The 18,491-nt window shown below is 46.8% G+C and carries 19 protein-coding genes; 8 read left to right on the plus strand and 11 right to left on the minus strand.

What is annotated here, in order from left to right; genetic code table 11:
- Positions 1-45: 45 nt before the first annotated feature.
- The 5 genes from AYO36_RS08475 to AYO36_RS08495 are packed head-to-tail and all read right to left on the minus strand — an operon-like array spanning position 46 to position 4,874.
- Positions 46-1,236, minus strand: a complete 1,191-nt coding sequence (locus tag AYO36_RS08475) for an acetyl-CoA C-acetyltransferase (protein WP_064300167.1) — start codon at positions 1,234-1,236, stop codon at positions 46-48.
- A 13-nt stretch (positions 1,237-1,249) separates the two neighbouring features.
- Positions 1,250-2,026 carry a 3-hydroxybutyrate dehydrogenase gene (locus tag AYO36_RS08480; RefSeq protein WP_064300168.1) on the minus strand — a complete coding sequence of 259 codons (777 nt, stop codon included), beginning with the start codon at positions 2,024-2,026 and terminating at the stop codon, positions 1,250-1,252.
- 5 nt (positions 2,027-2,031) lie between these two features.
- Complete coding sequence (locus AYO36_RS08485) at positions 2,032-2,694, minus strand: 3-oxoacid CoA-transferase subunit B (RefSeq protein ID WP_064300169.1); 663 nt, start codon at positions 2,692-2,694, stop codon at positions 2,032-2,034.
- A gap of 13 nt (positions 2,695-2,707) precedes the next feature.
- On the minus strand, positions 2,708-3,409 hold the full coding sequence (locus AYO36_RS08490; RefSeq protein ID WP_029341303.1) for a CoA transferase subunit A: 702 nt from the start codon (positions 3,407-3,409) through the stop codon (positions 2,708-2,710).
- A 25-nt stretch (positions 3,410-3,434) separates the two neighbouring features.
- Positions 3,435-4,874, minus strand: coding sequence for a GntP family permease (locus AYO36_RS08495; protein WP_035398062.1), 1,440 nt, complete (start codon positions 4,872-4,874; stop codon positions 3,435-3,437).
- A gap of 241 nt (positions 4,875-5,115) precedes the next feature.
- Between AYO36_RS08495 and AYO36_RS08500 the strand changes: the two genes are divergently transcribed.
- From AYO36_RS08500 to AYO36_RS08520, 6 genes are all read left to right on the plus strand, one after another.
- A complete protein-coding gene (locus AYO36_RS08500; protein WP_064300170.1) occupies positions 5,116-6,231 on the plus strand; it encodes a GGDEF domain-containing protein in 1,116 nt (371 codons plus the stop codon).
- 55 nt (positions 6,232-6,286) lie between these two features.
- Positions 6,287-6,454, plus strand: a complete 168-nt coding sequence (locus tag AYO36_RS16900; RefSeq protein WP_023467823.1) for a hypothetical protein — start codon at positions 6,287-6,289, stop codon at positions 6,452-6,454.
- Between the two features lie 13 nt (positions 6,455-6,467).
- The gene (locus AYO36_RS08505) at positions 6,468-6,872 is read left to right on the plus strand and encodes a DUF350 domain-containing protein (protein ID WP_023467822.1); all 405 of its coding nucleotides are present in this window, start codon (positions 6,468-6,470) and stop codon (positions 6,870-6,872) included.
- 802 nt (positions 6,873-7,674) lie between these two features.
- Entirely contained in the window at positions 7,675-9,603 is a 1,929-nt protein-coding gene (locus AYO36_RS08510; RefSeq protein WP_156501843.1) for a hypothetical protein, read from the plus strand.
- Entirely contained in the window at positions 9,536-10,396 is an 861-nt protein-coding gene (locus AYO36_RS08515; RefSeq protein WP_064300172.1) for an ATP-binding cassette domain-containing protein, read from the plus strand. The genes AYO36_RS08510 and AYO36_RS08515 overlap by 68 nt, the downstream gene beginning before the upstream one ends.
- On the plus strand, positions 10,393-11,016 hold the full coding sequence (locus tag AYO36_RS08520) for a hypothetical protein (RefSeq protein ID WP_064300173.1): 624 nt from the start codon (positions 10,393-10,395) through the stop codon (positions 11,014-11,016). Before AYO36_RS08515 ends, AYO36_RS08520 begins: the two co-directional genes overlap by 4 nt.
- A gap of 124 nt (positions 11,017-11,140) precedes the next feature.
- Here AYO36_RS08520 and AYO36_RS08525 read toward each other — a convergent pair whose 3' ends face one another.
- The 4 genes from AYO36_RS08525 to trhA form a co-directional block, all read right to left on the minus strand.
- Positions 11,141-11,401 carry a hypothetical protein gene (locus AYO36_RS08525; protein ID WP_064300174.1) on the minus strand — a complete coding sequence of 87 codons (261 nt, stop codon included), beginning with the start codon at positions 11,399-11,401 and terminating at the stop codon, positions 11,141-11,143.
- 20 nt (positions 11,402-11,421) lie between these two features.
- Positions 11,422-12,120 (minus strand): ribose-5-phosphate isomerase RpiA, encoded by a 699-nt coding sequence (gene rpiA / locus AYO36_RS08530; RefSeq protein WP_064300175.1) that lies wholly within the window; start codon positions 12,118-12,120, stop codon positions 11,422-11,424.
- 42 nt (positions 12,121-12,162) lie between these two features.
- Complete coding sequence (locus AYO36_RS08535; protein ID WP_082874212.1) at positions 12,163-13,887, minus strand: M3 family oligoendopeptidase; 1,725 nt, start codon at positions 13,885-13,887, stop codon at positions 12,163-12,165.
- Between the two features lie 118 nt (positions 13,888-14,005).
- Positions 14,006-14,653: a PAQR family membrane homeostasis protein TrhA gene (gene trhA / locus AYO36_RS08540; protein ID WP_023467814.1), complete on the minus strand. Its 648-nt coding sequence runs from the start codon at positions 14,651-14,653 to the stop codon at positions 14,006-14,008.
- Between the two features lie 112 nt (positions 14,654-14,765).
- Between trhA and AYO36_RS08545 the strand changes: the two genes are divergently transcribed.
- The gene (locus AYO36_RS08545; RefSeq protein ID WP_064300176.1) at positions 14,766-15,281 is read left to right on the plus strand and encodes a DUF1836 domain-containing protein; all 516 of its coding nucleotides are present in this window, start codon (positions 14,766-14,768) and stop codon (positions 15,279-15,281) included.
- A gap of 54 nt (positions 15,282-15,335) precedes the next feature.
- Positions 15,336-16,301 (plus strand): DUF4003 family protein, encoded by a 966-nt coding sequence (locus tag AYO36_RS08550; protein WP_064300177.1) that lies wholly within the window; start codon positions 15,336-15,338, stop codon positions 16,299-16,301.
- 76 nt (positions 16,302-16,377) lie between these two features.
- Here the strand turns inward: AYO36_RS08550 and AYO36_RS08555 are convergent, their stop codons facing one another.
- Together AYO36_RS08555 and AYO36_RS08560 are read right to left on the minus strand one after the other, a co-directional pair.
- Entirely contained in the window at positions 16,378-16,644 is a 267-nt protein-coding gene (locus tag AYO36_RS08555) for a hypothetical protein (RefSeq protein ID WP_064300178.1), read from the minus strand.
- Between the two features lie 61 nt (positions 16,645-16,705).
- Positions 16,706-18,460, minus strand: a complete 1,755-nt coding sequence (locus AYO36_RS08560) for an EAL domain-containing protein (RefSeq protein WP_231681778.1) — start codon at positions 18,458-18,460, stop codon at positions 16,706-16,708.
- Positions 18,461-18,491: the final 31 nt, after the last annotated feature.

Raw genomic sequence — 18,491 nt, forward strand, 5'->3', positions numbered from 1 at the left:
CGAGACAACGGGAGCATGCATCTCCTTCGTCTCGTGCTTTATTAGTTAATCTTCGTATTTTTTGACGATCGTCGCTACCCCTTGACCGCCCCCGACGCATAACGTCGCAAGACCATGCGTCTCACCGGTCCGCTCGAGTTCATGGATCAACGTAACGAGAATCCGCGCCCCACTCGCACCGATCGGATGACCGAGCGCGATCGCACCGCCGTTGCGGTTGAGTTTCTCATGCGGGAACTGTAGCTCCGCATCGACCGCGAGAGATTGTGCCGCGAACGCTTCGTTCGCTTCGATGACATCGATCTCGTCAAGCGTCAGTCCCGCTTTATCGAGTGCCTTTTGGACCGCTTGGACGGGACCGATTCCCATGATGCTCGGGTCGACACCGGACGTTCCGTTCGCAACGATCTCAACGAGTGGTGTCACGCCGAGTTCTTTTGCCTTTGTCGCGGACATGATGACGAGCGCCGCAGCCCCGTCATTGATGCCAGATGCATTGCCTGCCGTGACCGTTCCGTCCTTTTTGAATGCCGGGCGCAAACGACTGAGTGTTTCGACAGATGTTCCGGCACGCGGAAACTCATCTTGATCAAAACGGATCGGGTCGCCTTTTCGTTGTGGAATCAACACTGGCGTGATTTCCGAGACGAACCGTTCTTCCGCTAATGCCGTCTGCGCTTTTTGCTGACTCGTCGCCGCGAACTGATCCTGGGCTTCGCGGGAAAGTTCATAGGCGTCGGCTAAATTCTCTGCCGTGATTCCCATGTGATAGTCATTAAACGCACACTCAAGTCCATCCTGGATGATCGTATCGACGAGCGGTTGGTCACCCATCTTCAGCCCAGACCGTGCGCCCGATAGGACATACGGCGCTTGGCTCATGTTCTCCATCCCACCGGCAACGATGACATCGGCTTCGCCCGACTTGATCGCCTGATACGCGAGATGGACGGCCGAGAGACCGGATCCGCAGACCTTGTTAACGGTCATCGCTGGACATGTCTCCGGTAATCCGGCAGCGAGTGCCGCTTGCCGTGCTGGATTTTGACCAAGTCCTGCTGAGAGAACGTTACCGAAAAAGACTTCGTCGACGTGATTCCCAGCGACACCTGCTTTTTCAAGTGCTGCGCGGATGACTGTCGCTCCGAGTTCCGTTGCTTTGACGTCCTTCAAACTCCCATTAAAATTTCCGATCGCCGTGCGCGTCGCACTGACGATGACGACTGCTTCACTCATCTGCTCCATCTCCTTATTGAATCGTATATCCTCCATCGAGTACGTTCGCTTGTCCCGTGATCCCTTTTGCTTTACGGCTCGCGAGGAACAATGCATAATCCGCGATTTCCTCGACGGCGAGCAACCGTTTTTGTGGAACGAGCGGATAGATGACTTCCTCGAGTACCTTCTCAAGCTCGACGTGACGCGTCTTCGCTAAGTCTTCCATCTGATTGCGGACAAGTGGTGTATCGACGTACCCCGGGCAAATCGCGTTGACGGTGATTCCGTGTTCTGCTCCTTCAAGGGCTGCGACCTTCGTCAAGCCGAGCAACCCATGCTTCGCCGAGTTATACGCCGCCTTCCCGGCAAAACCGATCAAACCATTGATCGATGCCATGTTAAGAATCCGTCCGTAGCCTTGTTCCTTCATGATCGGAAAGGCATGTTTGATAGCGATGAACGGCGCCGTCAACATGATCTTGATCATCAATTCGAACTTCTCCGTCGGAAACTCTTCAATTGGTGAGACGTGTTGAAGACCCGCGTTATTGATCAAGACATCGAGTCGACCAAACTGTTCGACCGTCTGCTTCAAGACGGCTTCGACCTGTGCTTCATCGGTGACGTTGAGTGTCATACCGACCGCTTCATGACCAGCTGCGCGAATCGCTGCCGCCGCCACTTCTGCTGCTTCCGCGCGAACGTCCGTTACGACGACCTTCGCTCCTGCCGCAGCAAACGCCTTTGAGATTTCTAGACCAATTCCGCTTCCTGCACCTGTGACGAGTACGATATCTCCTTGAACCATCTGCTTCACTCCCCTACCGTCACGCGCTCGAGTTCCGGACTGACCGTGAATCGTGCTTCCGTGACTTGTTTGACGTCTTCGACCGTATGACCATTCAGCGTCTCGATCAAGACCATTCCGTCCGGTGTGAAATCAAAGACGGCCCGGTCCGTAATCAAACGGTTGACGACAGCGCGTCCTGTCAACGGCAAAGTACACGCCTGTTTGACTTTCGATTCGCCGTGTTTGTTGACATGCTCCATGATGATGACGACGCGTTTCGCTCCGTTGACGAGATCCATCGCTCCCCCCATGCCTTTGACCATCTTGCCCGGAATCATCCAGTTCGCGAGGTCACCGTTCTGATCGACTTCCATCCCGCCGAGGATCGCGAGGTCGATGTGCCCACCGCGAATCATCGCGAACGATTCGGCACTGTCGAAGTAAGATGCACCGGATTGTGCCGTGACCGTTTCTTTGCCGGCATTGATTTCATCGGCATCGACTTCATGATCAAGCGGATACGGTCCGATCCCAAGCAGTCCGTTTTCGGATTGGAGCATCACATGCATATCGTCCGGAATCGCATTGGCGATCAATGTCGGAATTCCGATCCCGAGGTTGACGTACATCCCGTCTTCGATTTCCTGAAGTGCGCGTTCAATGATGATCTCTCGTGTCGTTTTCATATCCGTCTCCTCCTCAAGCTTCCCGGACAGTCCGGCGTTCGATGCGTTTTTCATAATCCGTTCCGACGACGATGCGCTGGACGTAGACAGCAGGTGTATGAATCTCATTCGGATCGAGTTCACCGACTTCGACCAGTTCTTCGACTTCAACGATTGTTACTTTTCCGGCTGTCGCAACGATCGGATTAAAGTTGCGTGATGTCTTTCGGAAGACGAGATTTCCGAGACGATCTGCTTTCCATGCCTTGACGATCGCAAAATCGCCGACGATTCCTTCTTCGAGCAGATACGTTTTTCCATCGAACTCTTTTTGTTCCTTCCCTTCAGCAATCGGTGTGCCGACGCCTGTTGGTGTATAGAAACCGGGAATACCAGCTCCACCGGCACGGATACGTTCCGCAAGTGTACCTTGTGGGACGAGATCGACTTCGATCTCGCCACTGAGGTATTGTTGCTCGAACGTCTTGTTTTCCCCGACATACGACGAAATCATCTTCTTGATTTGTCGCGTCTGCAAGAGGAGACCGAGTCCGAAGTCATCGACGCCACAGTTGTTACTGACGACCGTCAAATCCTTGACGCCCTTCTCTTGCAACGCAGTAATTGATTTTTCCGGGATTCCGCAGAGTCCGAAGCCCCCTACGACTAGCGTCGCCCCGTCAAAGATGTCTGCTGTTGCTTCCGCGAATGATGCGTATACTTTCCCCTGTTTCATCTAATGATGCCCCCTTTAAAAATCCTTAGTACAAGCCAGTCAAACTATACAATCCGATCATCAAGAAGACCGTCACTGTCTTGAGAATCGTAATCATGAAGATGTCCTTATACGACTGACGATGCGTCAGCCCCGTAACGGCAAGTAACGTGATGACGGCACCGTTATGCGGTAACGTATCCATCCCACCGGACGCCATCGAGATGACGCGATGCATGACTTCCGGTGGCACGCCGCCTGATGTGATGGCTTGCGTATATTTATCCGACATCGCACTTAACGCAATCCCCATTCCACCCGATGCGGAACCCGTGACGCCGGCAAGCGTTGTCGTCGTGACAGCTCCGTTGACAAGCGGATTCGTAAATGTCTCTGAGATCCCGCTTGAGACGGATTTGAATCCTGGCAATGCTGCGATGACGCCTCCGAAACCATACTCAGCACCTGTATTCATGACCGCTAGGAGCGCGCCACCGATACTGACGTTCAGACCAGCTTGGAAATTCGTCTTGATCTTCGGGAAGTCATACAGCATCGCTGCGAGAATTCCGATCAATAACGCCATTTGGACGGACCAGATTGCAAGAACGGCCGGCGTCTCGATCTTTCCGAATGCTTCTAGACCAATTGCTGAAAAATCGAACCCTTCTGGATACCATTTCGGAATCGAGAGTGTGAAGACTTTGTTCATGACGGCAACGAGGACCAGTGGGACGAAGGCAAGGACTTGCCGATAGACCGGTTGACGATCCGTCTCGAGCGTCATTTCTGGTTCGTTCTTCAACTCCATCTGCGGTGCGGCACTTGCAGCTGTTGCTTCAAATCCAGCGTATCCTTCCCCCGCTTGATGGGCTTTTTTCTTGCGTGACTCGAGGTACCACATGCCGACGACTAGGATGAACAATCCACCGACCGTTCCCATGATCGGTGCAGCGTAGATATCCGTTTTGAAGAACGTCGTTGGGATGACGTTTTGAATCTGTGGTGTTCCTGGTAAGGCATCCATCGTGAACGTGAATGCACCAAGAGCGATTGTTCCCGGTATGAGGCGCTTCGGGATGTTCGCTTCGCGGAACAAGTTCGCTGCGAACGGATAAACAGCGAAGACGACAACGAACAGGCTGACACCGCTATATGTAAGAATGGCGCCGAGTAAGACGATGGCAAGAATGGCGCGTTTCGCACCGATCATGCGGATGATCGTCTTTGCGATCGATTCTGCGATACCAGACATCTCAACGACTTTTCCGAAAATCGCTCCGAGGAGGAAGACCGGGAAGTACGCCTTGATGAAGCCGACCATCTTTTCCATGAAGATATTCGAGAAGAAGGGTAACACCCAATCCGGGTTCGTCAGTAGGACGGCGAACAAGGCACAGATTGGCGCAAATAGGATGACCGAAAAACCACGATAGGCAACGAACATCAATAAGGATAAGGCAAGAAGAATGATGACAAGTTCCATAAGTAGATCTCCTTCGATTTTAGTAAGCGCTTTCATATCGCTTCTTCATCATTTAACAACGCAGTGTCGAGGAGGTCAATTAAATTCCGTCAAACTATAAGTACAGCTTATAGAAATCATAAGTTCACATTATAGACACAATTGCATCAGATAGATTATTTTTTCAAGGAACAGGAGTTAGTCCTTTTATGGCGTATGTCTTTTAAGTAACGTACTTTTTATTTGAAAGGATGGACATTTCATGAAAAGCATCCTTTTTGATGTCTTGCATAACGTGACGCTATTAATGGCTGGTTTCTATCTGCTAGGAAAATTATCACCGCTCCCGATCACCCGTGACTCCCCACGTCCGACGCGCGTGTTGTATGGTCTTGCCCTAAGTGTCATCTCTTTATTACTCATGCAGATGACGATTGAAGCAGCACCTGGCGTCATGGTTGATTTGCGTCATATTCCGGTCGTCGTCGCTGCCTACTTTGGTGGCGCCATCCCGACAACGATCGTGACGATCGCGATCATCATCTATCGTTTCAGTTTAGGAACGAATCTAGCAGCCTTCACCGCATTCGGTTTCATCGTCGCCGTTGCCTTAGGAACAAGCTTAATCGTTCGCGAGATGCCACCCTATGCAAAACGAACATTCACACTCGTGACAATCTATGCGACGGCTTTACACGCTCTTGTCTTATGGATTGTCTTACCGAAACAGATTCTTCTAATTGAAGTGATGGCAGTCGTCATTCCTGCTTCTTTCGTCAGTAGTTGGCTCGCCCTAGTGATCATCCGTGATATTCGGTTGACCAAACAATCAATACGGATGCTTCGGCAAAAAGCGCAACTCGACTTTTTGACAGGATTAAATAATTCACGCGCCTTCAATGAATACTTCACGGATGTCAAACAGCGATTGATTCTAACCAAACAGTCGGTCGTGTTGTTGACGATCGATATTGATCATTTTAAACAGGTCAACGATACGTATGGACATGAGGCGGGCGATGAGGTGCTACGGCAGTTCGCCAATCGACTGCGCGATGGAGTGGCAGAAAGCGGGTATTTATCCCGTAACGGTGGTGAGGAGTTTTCAGTCCTGTTCGAGGGTGTTCCGCTTGCTGAAGTCTTGCCTTTAGCAGAGCAATTACGTGAACGGATTGCTTCTAGTCCGTTCCGACTAGCGACGACAGAGCTATCGCTCACAGCATCGTTTGGTTTAGCCGCGTACGATGAGACGACACTGCAAATCGACGATCTTCTACTGGATGCGGATGCTGCCCTCTATCAGGCAAAACAACAAGGACGGAATCAAGTCGTCCTGTTTTCTCCTAATGCAGAATCTGCCGTCAGCTTTCAAGAATAACGATGGACGCCACCTCTGAAATCCGCTACCTTTAAAGAAGAGGTAGGTGATTGGCATGAAGTTAGCAAAAGGTCCCTATATCCTGATCGGCCTCATTTTAGGTCTCTTGTTCGGATTCATTGGTGACAACTTCTATTTGTATGTATCAGCAGGTATTCTCGTCGGAGCACTGCTTGAATTGTATGTTGCATACGAACAACGCAAAAAAAATAAAAAATCATGATGGAGGTACCAGCATGACATTCAGTGATCTATTCCTTTCAACGCTCTCGTATATCGGTGTCGCGACCGTACTACTAGCAATCGGTGTCGTCTTGTTCGAGGTGACGACGAAATCGAAGGAGCTCGAACTCATCCGTAACGGAAAGAAAGCGGCCGTCTACGCTTTCGGTGGACGTATTCTTGGTCTTGCCATCGTCCTCTATTCGAGTATCTCGAACTCTGTCAGCATTCTCGATATGGTGTTATGGGGCGCACTCGCGATCGTCTTACAAATCGTCTTATTCTATCTCGCGGATTTACTAATCCCACGTTTGAGCATGACGAAAGAGATTGATGCGAACAACGAAGCAGTCGGCTTGCTGCTCCTCTTCTTATCGATTTCGATCGGTTTGATCATCGCTGGGTCGCTTACATATTAAGACACACGAAAACAGCCCTGGATCATTAGGATTCAGGGCTATTTAGATTAAAACTCCACTTCGTAATAAGGTATCGCTAGCTATTACGATTACTTCAAGAACGAAGCCAAAATGATCATATGATGTATAGCATAAATATCCAAATTACTTTTCCTTTTCTTCTCAACAACTACTCTCCGAATCTGTCGTATTATCTTTAAATTCGTGTTATTCATCTCTTTTTATTTTTGAGTTACGAGCTTTTCTTTAGTCAAAATCTGATCCCTGTCGATTCTTTGATTAAAGCTCTTTGTTTGTAGTGTTACGCACTATTTCGAAAATGTCTTTTTGTAATTCCAATTTATTACGTTCAATTTAGTGTGGATAGATTTGATGACTAAGACTGAAGGGACTATGAACTCCGCTTCTTCTTTACCTAAAGTAATGGATGGTTTAAAAATACACTCAAATACGTGTCAACCTTGAAAAGGACAGACTTATTTCTTTGCAAAGCTGTAGAATTGTCTCTCTCATTTAGTATTAGTTTGAGAGAATAATGGTTTTCCCCATTATTCTTAGTTTTTTGTTGATGAACTACAAAGAAGATAGTAGCACTACTATTAAAAACTTACTTGTGATAATAGGTAACTATCACAAGTAAAATAAAGAGGTGAAAAAAGTGCAGAAAATCATTGTAAAAGATCTACTAAAATTTTACGGATTACAGATGATTAAAAGTTATTTTTACGTATTCTCCTTACTTCTGTTTCCTTTTAGTATTGGAATGAAGATCATCGCCGACATCCGGGAGGAGTATGTGTACATGGATTATGCAAGCCTCTTGAATGGGTTTGTTATTCCTGTACAAGGAATGATGTTACTAGTCGCCGTCTATATGTATCGACTTGTCTCTGAAGAAGTTCAGTATCGACAAAGCATACTCTTCCCGGATATCGTCACCATACAATATCAGCGAATTTTTTCAATCCTTCTCAATCATGTCATTTTTGTAGGGACAACTCTCTTGATAGGTATATTAGGTTTGTTCATCTACTATCAGAATCAAGAGATTCCATGGTCTACGTTTCAACTTGATATTTTAGAGCATGCTGTGATTTTTTACTTATTACCGCTCATTCTAACAGCATTATGGGGAATCAACTGTGCACTGATATTTGGAAAGAAAAAGACTGGCATGTTGGCACTCTTTCTCGTATGGGTATTGATTGGTCCATTAAATACCGAATTCTTCTCTGACTATTTCTACAAAGGTGGATTCGAGGGAATACGTAGTCTATTGTTTATTGGTCCTATTCAACCAGGGCATATCCATGCACAACTCAGTGGGTTTCTCGGAAATGAAGCTCTTTTTATAAAAAATATTCTTCATATATCACTGCAATGCGTCTTGTTATTTCTTTTAGTTGGACAATGGCACTTGAGAGCTTCTAAAAGAATTTTGACAGTAGTTTTCTCCATACTTGGATTAGGAGTCCTTGTTTTTGTATCTCCCTTTGCACTCGCGAACAATCAATTGAGTTTTGATCGCAGTTTTGATTCTGATTTATCGAAGCACTATAAACCCCCGTATACCTTTGTTCCTGAAAAGGGTGCTCTTGATTATATGATTCAAAAGATGAACTTAAATATGGTACAAGAAACCAACGCATTAAAAGTAGAAGCTGATATGTTAATGAAAGTTTCTCAGAAACAATCTATCAGTCTTTCTTTGTGGCATGAATACGACGTAAACGCTGTAATAGTAAACAACAGGAAAGTTAAATTTAAGCGTCAAGGCGACTTTATCTCTTTTCCGATTTCGTCAGATGGTTCTACTACGAATGTTAAAGTTCGTTACGACATAAAAAATAGCCCATATTTTGCTCTTACAAAAGATACATGGTATTTGCCTGCTACATTAAACTGGTATCCTGTTCGACAGTCTCAGCCAATCAATCGTTTAGGTGTTGGAACGTTAGATCTTATCGGAGATCGACAAAAAATGAGTGATATTAAAATCTCGGGAGATATCCCGAAAGATATCACAACGAACTTAAAAAGACAGGGAGAGCGATCTTTAATAGGTCGTGTAGCTGGTGTAACGATGATGCAAGGACATCTTGCAGTTTTTGAGTATAAAGATCATGAACTCGTTACAGATGACTCGTGGTCAATGCCACAAACTTACTGGCAATCGGTCCAAAAAACATTAGAACAAACTAACGCTGTATTGCAGCGAACATTTGATAAACAAACGGTAGTACCTAAAAAAATTATCCTTGTTTCTCCAAACGAAGAACGAAACAGTTATCTTGATGATGCGCATCTCTTGTTGCAGATTGGAACGACACTTCGTTTGGATCAAAGCTTAAGTGAAGTAGTGGCAACTTATGTGCCAGGAATTCTTTGGTCAAATAGTTCAAGTGAAGTGAAGGTACAACCCAAATGGAAAGTATTCAACGCTGCCTTCTCTTATTGGATTCAAACAGAATTAAAACTAGAGCCAATAGAGGTGGATCCATTTTTCCTCCAACAATCTAACTTAGATATGAAGAAAGTAGAGCGTTGGATTAAAGAATTTATGGACTATGACCATAAGCAACAATTAATATTTAATATTGTTGAAAAAATGGTACTCAGAATTAAACGAGACGGAAAAATAGAGTGCAAAGGAGTATGGAGTCATGATCCAGTTACAACATCTCTCAAAATCCTATCGAAAGAAACAAATTTTACACCATGTTTCGCTTGAAATCGAAGGGATTTTTGGTCTATTAGGTCCAAACGGAGCAGGGAAAACGACTTTGATGAAAGTACTATGTGGACTGACTTCCGTTTCTGGAGGACAAATTAGTATCGACGGAAAGTCCGTTGTGAAGAGAAAATATGCGGATGTTTCGAGAGAAGTCGGATTTTTACCACAAGACTTTAATATCTATCCTAGTCTCAAAGTGGAAGATGTACTTCTTCATCTTGCTTTATTACAAGGTATTACTACAGAATCAGAGCGTCAAGAAAAAGTAGACGAAGCCCTTCACCGCGTGAATCTTCAAGATAAGAGAGACATGCGAATGAATGATTTATCTGGTGGAATGCGTCGGCGTGTGGGTATCGCACAGCTTTTATTACGCAAGCCTAAAATCCTTGTGTTTGATGAACCAACAGCTGGACTAGATATCGAAGAACGAATTCGTTTCAGAAATTTACTACGTGAATTAGGCGAAGATCACACTATCATCATTTCTTCGCATATTGTCGAAGACATTGAGTTTTTGTGTACTAAAATCGGAATTCTACAAAATGGAATCGTTCGATTTGAAGGAACACCGTTAGAACTGAAGAATTTAGCTAGAGGTCATCTTTCGAGCGTAAAGGTCTCCCTTGAGGAACTTGGTGGATGGATGCAGGACGAACGAGTCGTTGATCTTAATGAACACGGTGAGCAAATCGAGGTTCGCTATTTAGAAGAAGCCGCAGCCTCTTCGTCGGACATTGAACCCAAACTGATGGACGGTTACTTGATGGTAATGCGAGGTTCGAAATGAAAAGAAGCCTAGCGTTCAAAAGATTATTTTGGTTTGATTGGAGACTTCATGGAATCGCAATGCTTCTTCCTCTAATTATGTTTGTTGCACTAGAATCATATGTTTTGTTCAATCCGATGCAATATGGCATTCAAGTTATCCAGACAGCATTTATTCCTTGGATTGCTTGGACGGTCATCTTACATTTTCAGCCGATTTTTGATGAAGGTGCATACGATACATTAGTTCCCTACTACCGTAAGTGGCTTGTAATGGATATTCTTCGCTTTCTATTACTCTATTTCGTTGGTTATTTAGTTTTAACCGGGACACTATTGTTCAATGATGTCGATATACCAACAATCGTTTTTCTACACCATATAGAGTTGATATTGCTCTTTCTATTTTTCGGTATGACACTTATACTTTGGACAAAACGGTTTGAATATGCACTCTCCCTTCTACTTATGTACACCTTGCTCGAGGTCGTCACAAAAGGACAGTTCATGCCCTGGCCACACGTGTTTCAATTCGAAACAAATTATTTTGATCCTCTTTATCATGTAAAGGTGCAATTTGTTGGCATTTTAGTAATTTTGTTTAGCTTTATGTCGATAGCAAAGATTAGTAAGCGTAACTAAATGCTCAGTTCTAATATGATTCAGGATAAGATTTCAAATTGGCATGGTGAGCTTCTCCTCTTTTCAATTACCTCTAAGTCAAACAGCCTTGATTCATTGAATTCAAGGCTGTTTTCAAGTTCTTTTATTTTTCAAGCTCCTCTAGCTCCGTCCGCGAACGCGGGAACCCGTTCGCTTGCCACTCCGACCGATAGATCGAATCCAGTTTCGTCAATCCGACTTCATCCGGGTCTTTCGCAGCATCGGGACTCGGATCCTGATCGAGATGCGCTAAATAGTCACGTAGCGCATCGGTCTGTGTGCCCTGTTCCCGCTTCCTGAACAACAGTAGACTCGCACCGGCAATGACACCTGCTCCGAATAAATACCGTTTTTTCAAGCCCATACGGTTTCCTTCTTTCTTTCTTAAACCAATCCACCACCATCACGCAGTCGTGGATGCGCGATACGTTTGACCTTTCCCTCTTCGACCGTCAGGACATGATCGGGCTGTCGCTCGAAGTAACCGGTCTCGAGTACACCCGACCAACTCTTTACTTCTTTTGCGAATACTCGGACGTCCGAGATGGCTGATACATCCACGTCAAGAATCACGTGACCTCCATCTGTAACGAAGGGACGATCGTCTTTCAGCCGCAACGTTGCGGAGACATGCTTATCACGCAACCGTTGTCGTACATACGGTAAGGCAAACGGATCCAGTTCAACCGGTAACGGTCCGCTTAAATGATGGACGAACTTCGAGGAATCGGTCAGATAGAGCAATTCTCGACTCATCAGTGCGACAATTTTCTCGCGAAATAGTGCACCGCCACCACCTTTGATTGTTTGGAAGTGTCCGTCAATTTGATCGATCCCATCGATCGTCACATCGATTTCCATTCCCTCTTCCAAGTCGATCAACGGAATGTGTAACTGTTCCGCGAGTCGGACCGTCGCAAGTGACGTCGCCACACCTTGAATTTGTAGTCCCGCCTGCACAAGTGGACCGAGCGCCTCGATGAACCGTTCCGTCGTCGAACCCGTCCCAAGACCCACTATCATCCCATCTTTCACGTAAGTTAGTGCTGCCTCAGCGACTAATTGTTTCTCCTGTTCATACATCCGCATCCCTCCCTACATTTCTGTTCCCGTTTCGATTCGTCTTCAATCGACGGAGAGAGATGATTCCGTTAACGTCAGGTACTGCTCAATTGCCTGGACGAGCGGTTGCTGAGCTTCCATCCAAAACGCGACAGATGTCGGATCAGCGTCGAGATGACGTGTAACGATCTCATCAATCGTCGCTTGACCGGAATCATGCATGACGGCTTCAAAGACTGCCGAAAATTGACTCGGATTCGCTTGAACCGTCTGATACAGACTATTGCTGAGCAGATAACCGATCGTGTAGGGAATGTTGTAGAACGCAAGATTCGGATTGAACAAGTGACTGATGTACATCCATTTATAGCGCGCCGGTTCAGGCAATACTGGACCATAGGCTAACCGTTCTTCCTCTTGCAGGAGTTCACTTAACCGTTCGGCACTGACCGTCCCTTGCTGACGTTCCGCATAAAAACGTTGCTCGAAACGGAACATGCCGGGAACGATGCTGGCATATTTCAGCCCTTCTCGGATCTTGACCTCTAGAAGAGCGAGCACTTCCTCCCGTTCCGTCGTCTCTTTGATGGCAGCATCGAGGACGAGATTCTCCATGAACGTCGAAGCCGTCTCCGCGATGCTCGTTCCTTTGACTTGATTTAAATACGGTTCGTCTTGCAGTAAATAATTATGATAAGCATGACCGAATTCATGAGCGAGCGTCGCGACGTCCGGATAACTATCACGGTACGTCATGAAAATTCGACTCTCTTTTGCAATCGGAAAGGCAGCGCAGAATCCACCTTCCGCTTTTCCAGGACGATTCTCTGCATCGACCCAACCCTCACTAAACACGTTTTCCGCGAAGGCGCCGAGCTGCGGATTCAATCGTTTGAATTGTGTCGTGACGATTGTCTCTGCCATCTCAAACGGAACGTGACGCGCGGAGCGATAGGTGTTCGTCTCAAAATCATGCCATTCTCCCGTCACCCGCTCCGCCTGGGCAATCTTCCGAGCGTAATAGGCGTGAAAGAGGTCGCGGTGTTGATCGAGTGCTTCCATCATCGCTTTTAGGCTCGCTTCCGAGATCCGGTTCTGCTCAAGCAACTCGGTCAACGGTTGCTCCCAGTTCCGCATCTTGTAGGATTGCAGTCTGAAGCCAGCAATCCGGTTCAGAATCGTCGCAAACAAGTCAGCTTCTTGTGCACAAGCGGTGTCAACTGCTGTCGCTGCCGCTAAACGAGCCGAACGGTCAGGTGCGAACATCGCTTCGTGTAGCCCTTGACCAATCGTGACCTGCTTTTTGTCCAAGTCGACGCGCAATGCCATGAAGCGCTGTTTGTAGAGCTGCCCCCAGCCTTGGAACCCGTCCACACCGAGATCCTGCAACAATTGTTCCTGAACTAGTGGTGCACGACGGGACTGGATGTCACGGCGTTCGTTCAAGAAAAAGGCGTATGGTGAACCCGTGACGAGCTCCGCCCACTCTTCTTGTGACAGTGCAGCGATCTTCGTATCGAGTGCTGCTGCCTCACTGCGCACCATCGCTTGCACAATTTCGATCTCTTCGAGCAATGGATGGACTTCTGAGCGCGTGACATCTTCAGCGTACAGACAATAAATGAAGTCGCTCCATTCCTCGACGTCGCGCGCGACTTGCTGATAACGTTCGACCTGTTCTGCCACATTAGTCGGACGTTTTGTCAACGCCGCTTGTATCGTAGTAATTCCTGCTTTGACGTCATCTATCGTGTAGAGTGTCTCTAACTGCCATCGTGTGTGTTTCATGTTTTTCCCCCTATGCGTGATCTATTCGTTCTTTCATTCGTGAGGACACTCGACTTCTCCTGTATTTTCCATCAGACACAAAAAAACTCCTTCAGCCATTGACTGAAGGAGGACATCCTCACAAGACGAAGAAGTAGACACATAGGAAATGCGCTAGGCTACCCAGTAGTACGAAGATATGGAAGATTTCATGGAATCCAAGATGTTTGAACGATAAGATACGTGGCTTCAGCCCATAGATGATGCCACCAATCGTATAGAAGATACCACCAAGGAACAACAATCCGATGCCGAGCGGTGATAAGACTTGCGCGAGTGGCGTGATCGCAAATACCATGATCCAGCCCATTCCGATGTAGAGCGTCGTTGATAACCAACGTGGACTGTTGAACCAAACCAATTTAAAGGTGATTCCAGAGACTGCAATCAACATGACGATGCTGAACAAGACCCAACCGGTCGGACCGTTCAGACTGACGAGACAAAACGGTGCGTAAGACCCGGCAATCAACAGATAAATCATCGAATGATCCAACCGACGCCAGATCGCGATCGCCCGGTCGCTCGCAAGCACCATATGATACGTTGCCGAAACAGCATAAAGCGCCATCATACTGACACCAAAAATAATCGCTGCAACGATCGCAAGTGATGCCCCCCGTTCTAACGATGCCTTGATGACAAGTGCCAGTAACCCGACAAAAGCAAAGACAGCCCCTCCAAGATGCGTTAATCCATTAATCGGTTCTCTCATATAAGCTTTCACTTTCGTTCCTCCTCTGATATGTAGTTTTGAATACTACATGGCGTTATATACGTATTCTATCATATGATGGAGAAGTAGAAAGTCCTATTTTAGCGATTTTGGAGGTTTTTTTATGACACATTCTGACGACACGAGACACGATCGTCAATTACAGCTCGAAGATATCCCGAATATCGATCTCTATATGGATCAAGTCATCCAACTGTTCGAGCGGACATTCGAGGAAACGACGCGAAGTGCAGACGAGACGATTTTGACGAAGACGATGATCAACAATTATGCCAAAAAGAAATTATTCTTTCCGGTCACGAATAAAAAGTATACGAAGGAACACTTGATTCTGATCAGCTTGATTTATCAATTGAAAAGTTCGTTTTCGATTAATGATATCAAGACGATTCTCTCGCCCTTGAACGCAGGGATCGAACAGGACCAACTCGATCTTGAAGGGTTTTATCGTAATTACCTCGAACTGACGGAACGAAATACAGCGCGCTTCGTAACGGAACAAGACGCTCTGACCGCCTCGACGACCGATCCACTGGAACAGATTCTCGCTATGGCTCACATGAGTAACTTGTACCGGCGCGCAGCAGAACGATTGATTGACACCCAACTGAAAAAATAAGAGAACGCTTTCACTGCGTGATACACTATAAGAAAAGGCAGAGGAGGAACAGTCATGGAGATCGCGACGACTTTCTTGCGACAGCTGGATCACATTGGACCAGAATTCAGAACCTATCAGGATGGCATTCTGATCGAACTGGCATTCGACCGGACGATTGGAACGGAGCAGGTTTCCGCAAGTGTGTTGCTTGAGACAGCAGACGATTTGAAAATACGGTTGCGTACACAAACGACCCAGGCATTATTACTTGCTTCGAAGATTCATGCCTTTGACGCCCACACACCGAGTCGGATTGCTGAGATGATGTCGATTCATGGCTATTTAAAATCGCATCGCTTGTCGCATCCCTTGAATGCCTACTCTACTGCCCTGTTCATCAGCCGTCTAACTCCACAGGACGCGGTACTCGAACGAACGGTACAATTATATACACGCCTCAAAAAACAACATCGGTTCATCGTGTCACCGCTATTGATCTCTTTCGTCTACTTTCACGCTACGACACGCGGTGAGTTAGACGAACTCGCCTCGCGTATCGAGATGGTTTATCAACGACTCAAACGACGATTCGGACGCGCTCAACAGACGTATGTCGTCGCCTTGATATTCGCTTTATTGCCTGAAGACGATTGGGATCGCTATATCGCACAAGTGGAGTCATCCCGTAAGATACATCGTAAACACCATGTTCCGCTGTCGTTCCACGGCATGCTTGCGTTACTCGGTGACCCAAACGTTCACGCTTCGTCACTCGAACGAATGGCAGAGGCGTTACGCTCCGATTTACATTTTAAGTACCGGAAAGACTTAGTCTATTTGACAGCGATCCGATTGTATTTAAGTCAACAAACGATCTTGCAACAACTCTTCCCATCTTCGATTCTCCCACCGGACGGCGCCGACGCGATTCCGTTCTTACTCTTCCCTGTTGATTTGACCGACACGTCCCATGCGACAGACGGCGGGATCGACGGAGGATTTGATGGTGGGGGTGACGGCGGTGGGGGTGGCGAGTAACCATTCAATAACAATACAGCAAAAAGGGCAATCGACGCGTGGCATTACTGCCGAACGTCGATTGCCCTTATTTTAGTCATTCTTTATCTTGTTGGTTGTCATCATCAGACGGCTGGACATCCCCATCTTCATCTGAAGCATGGGACAAATCGGGAGCCTCTTCACTTGAAGCTTCTTCACTTGATTTGTCTGCTTCTTGATCTGGATGCTTCGATTCTTTTTCATCCTTCGATTTTTCCGGAACCTCCGCATGGTTCTGCGGATCACGCCCCGCAATCTCATCCTTCGTCATTCGGTTACCTGAAGTAATTGGATCCGTTTCTTTATCGTGTTGATCAGCCATTTGGCATCCCCCTTAAAATGTACTTGTTCCACCTTTTAAGGTATTCCCGACTGAAGAACGGTTAAACCTCAGCACGTCCTCGCATGATGTCTTCGACGAGCAGTTGATCGATGGGCTGAGGATGATGGACCTCGTATCCTTGCACATACAATAACTCATCTAACGTTTGAATGTGTTGCAGCTGTGACGGTGTTTCGACTTCCTGAATCACGAGCGCGATGTTCAACGTCGACGTCAAGGAATGGACAGAGCGAATCATCGAGCGCTCCAACTGATTTTGAACGAGTCGACGTGTAAAAATCGGATCGAGTTTGACCGCTTGAACAGGTAAGCGTAACAACGAATTGAGCGACGCATAATGACTGCCGAAATGATCGACGGTCAGACGATAGCCTGCTTGGCGTAACTGTTCCAAGCGTTTGATGGCAAAACGACGACGTGTTTGCAGTACTTCCTCACGAATTTCAAGTATGAGACGCTCATTCGGGAAGTAAGACTCTTCTGTTAGTCGAATTAACTCGGAAAATAGTTGATCCGACTCGAACTGATTTGCCGATAGATTGACGGCGACGGAAATCTTACGACCAAACGTTTCTTCTAACCGGCGTTGATCCAAGATTGCCTGACAGATCGTAAATCGACCAATGTCCGGAAAAATCTCCATCTTCTCAGCAATCGGAATGAAATCCGTCGGACTGACGAAGCCAAGCACTGGGTGGTTCCAGCGCAAAAGTGCTTCAACCGCGACATAATGTTCTTGTTTCGCATCGACGATCCATTGGTAATAAAGTTCGAACTGCCCCCGTTCCAGTGCATGCGACAGCTCTGATTCAAGGACCGATGCAAACGGGTGCTGTTCCGCATGCCGGTTTGGATTGACGAACGAGGTCCGTCGTTTTCCGTCGTGTTTGACTTGTTGCATCAAAGCTTCCGCTGCATAAATCTGCGTCTGACGACTCGCCATGTCACCCGTCAAGAGACTGACACCAGACGATGCCGTCACGTGAATCGGTTCGTCCGCGACACCAACGATTGGTTGCTCGATCGCTTCCGTGACGATGCGGGCATAGTCTATTGCATGCTGTTCGAATTCTTGCTCTTGCTCAAGTTCTGCCAATACGACGAACTCATTACCATCCATCCGTCCGACGACATGATTCGGTAACGGTACATATTTTAGACGACTTGCAATTTCACGCAACACTTCATTCCCTATCCGGTAACCGTGCGTAGCATTGATCGCATGAAAACGGTCGAGGTTCAAGACCATCAAGAAAGCTGGATGAATCGTCACACTCGAAATTAAACGATTCATATAGCGTTCGTTATAGACATCTGTCAAAGCGTCTTTGATGACATACGTTTCAACGTTGATTGATTTACTAATGATGTCAGCGTAATGTTCCACAAGTGCAATATCCTGCTCCTTGAAGTCGAATGGTTGATCGTCGAAGGCGCACAACGTCCCGATCTTCTCATTCTCAGCATTCTTGATTGCCACTCCCATGAAACTTCCGTTCCCCAGCGCTTTCGTGACCGGATGATTGACCGTCAACGGATCGTTGAGCAATTCACTGATTGAAACCTTTCCATCCGTTTCATCGACGACCAGCTTACAGAGAACGTGTTGGAAGACATGGGTCGAGCCTTCTTCGATCAACCGTCGCTCTTGATTGATCGCCTTGACGACAAAGTTGCTATATGAATCATTTAATGCAAAAAACAACGTGTTGACGCCAATCCGTTCACTCAGTTTTTCAAGAATCTCTTCGACGAGCGGATGCAATGCTTCATAACGAATGTGTGAATTATTCACCGTGTCTTCCTCCTTTCTCAGTCGATTGTCG

The sequence above is a fragment of the Exiguobacterium sp. KKBO11 genome, from assembly GCF_001644945.1.
Taxonomy (GTDB): Bacteria; Bacillota; Bacilli; order Exiguobacteriales; family Exiguobacteriaceae; genus Exiguobacterium_A; species Exiguobacterium_A abrahamii.

Coding starts and splice junctions, on each gene's coding strand:
- AYO36_RS08515 (WP_064300172.1), top strand. CDS start 9,536: ATGATCCAGTTACAACATCTCTCAAAATCCTATCGAAAGAAACAAATT.
- AYO36_RS08505 (WP_023467822.1), top strand. CDS start 6,468: ATGACATTCAGTGATCTATTCCTTTCAACGCTCTCGTATATCGGTGTC.
- AYO36_RS08500 (WP_064300170.1), top strand. CDS start 5,116: ATGAAAAGCATCCTTTTTGATGTCTTGCATAACGTGACGCTATTAATG.
- AYO36_RS08525 (WP_064300174.1), bottom strand. CDS start 11,401: ATGGGCTTGAAAAAACGGTATTTATTCGGAGCAGGTGTCATTGCCGGT.
- AYO36_RS08485 (WP_064300169.1), bottom strand. CDS start 2,694: ATGAAAACGACACGAGAGATCATCATTGAACGCGCACTTCAGGAAATC.
- AYO36_RS08475 (WP_064300167.1), bottom strand. CDS start 1,236: ATGAGTGAAGCAGTCGTCATCGTCAGTGCGACGCGCACGGCGATCGGA.
- AYO36_RS08520 (WP_064300173.1), top strand. CDS start 10,393: ATGAAAAGAAGCCTAGCGTTCAAAAGATTATTTTGGTTTGATTGGAGA.
- AYO36_RS08480 (WP_064300168.1), bottom strand. CDS start 2,026: ATGGTTCAAGGAGATATCGTACTCGTCACAGGTGCAGGAAGCGGAATT.
- AYO36_RS08545 (WP_064300176.1), top strand. CDS start 14,766: ATGACACATTCTGACGACACGAGACACGATCGTCAATTACAGCTCGAA.
- AYO36_RS08490 (WP_029341303.1), bottom strand. CDS start 3,409: ATGAAACAGGGGAAAGTATACGCATCATTCGCGGAAGCAACAGCAGAC.
- AYO36_RS08510 (WP_156501843.1), top strand. CDS start 7,675: ATGGATTATGCAAGCCTCTTGAATGGGTTTGTTATTCCTGTACAAGGA.
- AYO36_RS08495 (WP_035398062.1), bottom strand. CDS start 4,874: ATGGAACTTGTCATCATTCTTCTTGCCTTATCCTTATTGATGTTCGTT.
- rpiA (WP_064300175.1), bottom strand. CDS start 12,120: ATGTATGAACAGGAGAAACAATTAGTCGCTGAGGCAGCACTAACTTAC.
- AYO36_RS08535 (WP_082874212.1), bottom strand. CDS start 13,887: ATGAAACACACACGATGGCAGTTAGAGACACTCTACACGATAGATGAC.
- AYO36_RS08555 (WP_064300178.1), bottom strand. CDS start 16,644: ATGGCTGATCAACACGATAAAGAAACGGATCCAATTACTTCAGGTAAC.
- AYO36_RS08550 (WP_064300177.1), top strand. CDS start 15,336: ATGGAGATCGCGACGACTTTCTTGCGACAGCTGGATCACATTGGACCA.
- AYO36_RS16900 (WP_023467823.1), top strand. CDS start 6,287: ATGAAGTTAGCAAAAGGTCCCTATATCCTGATCGGCCTCATTTTAGGT.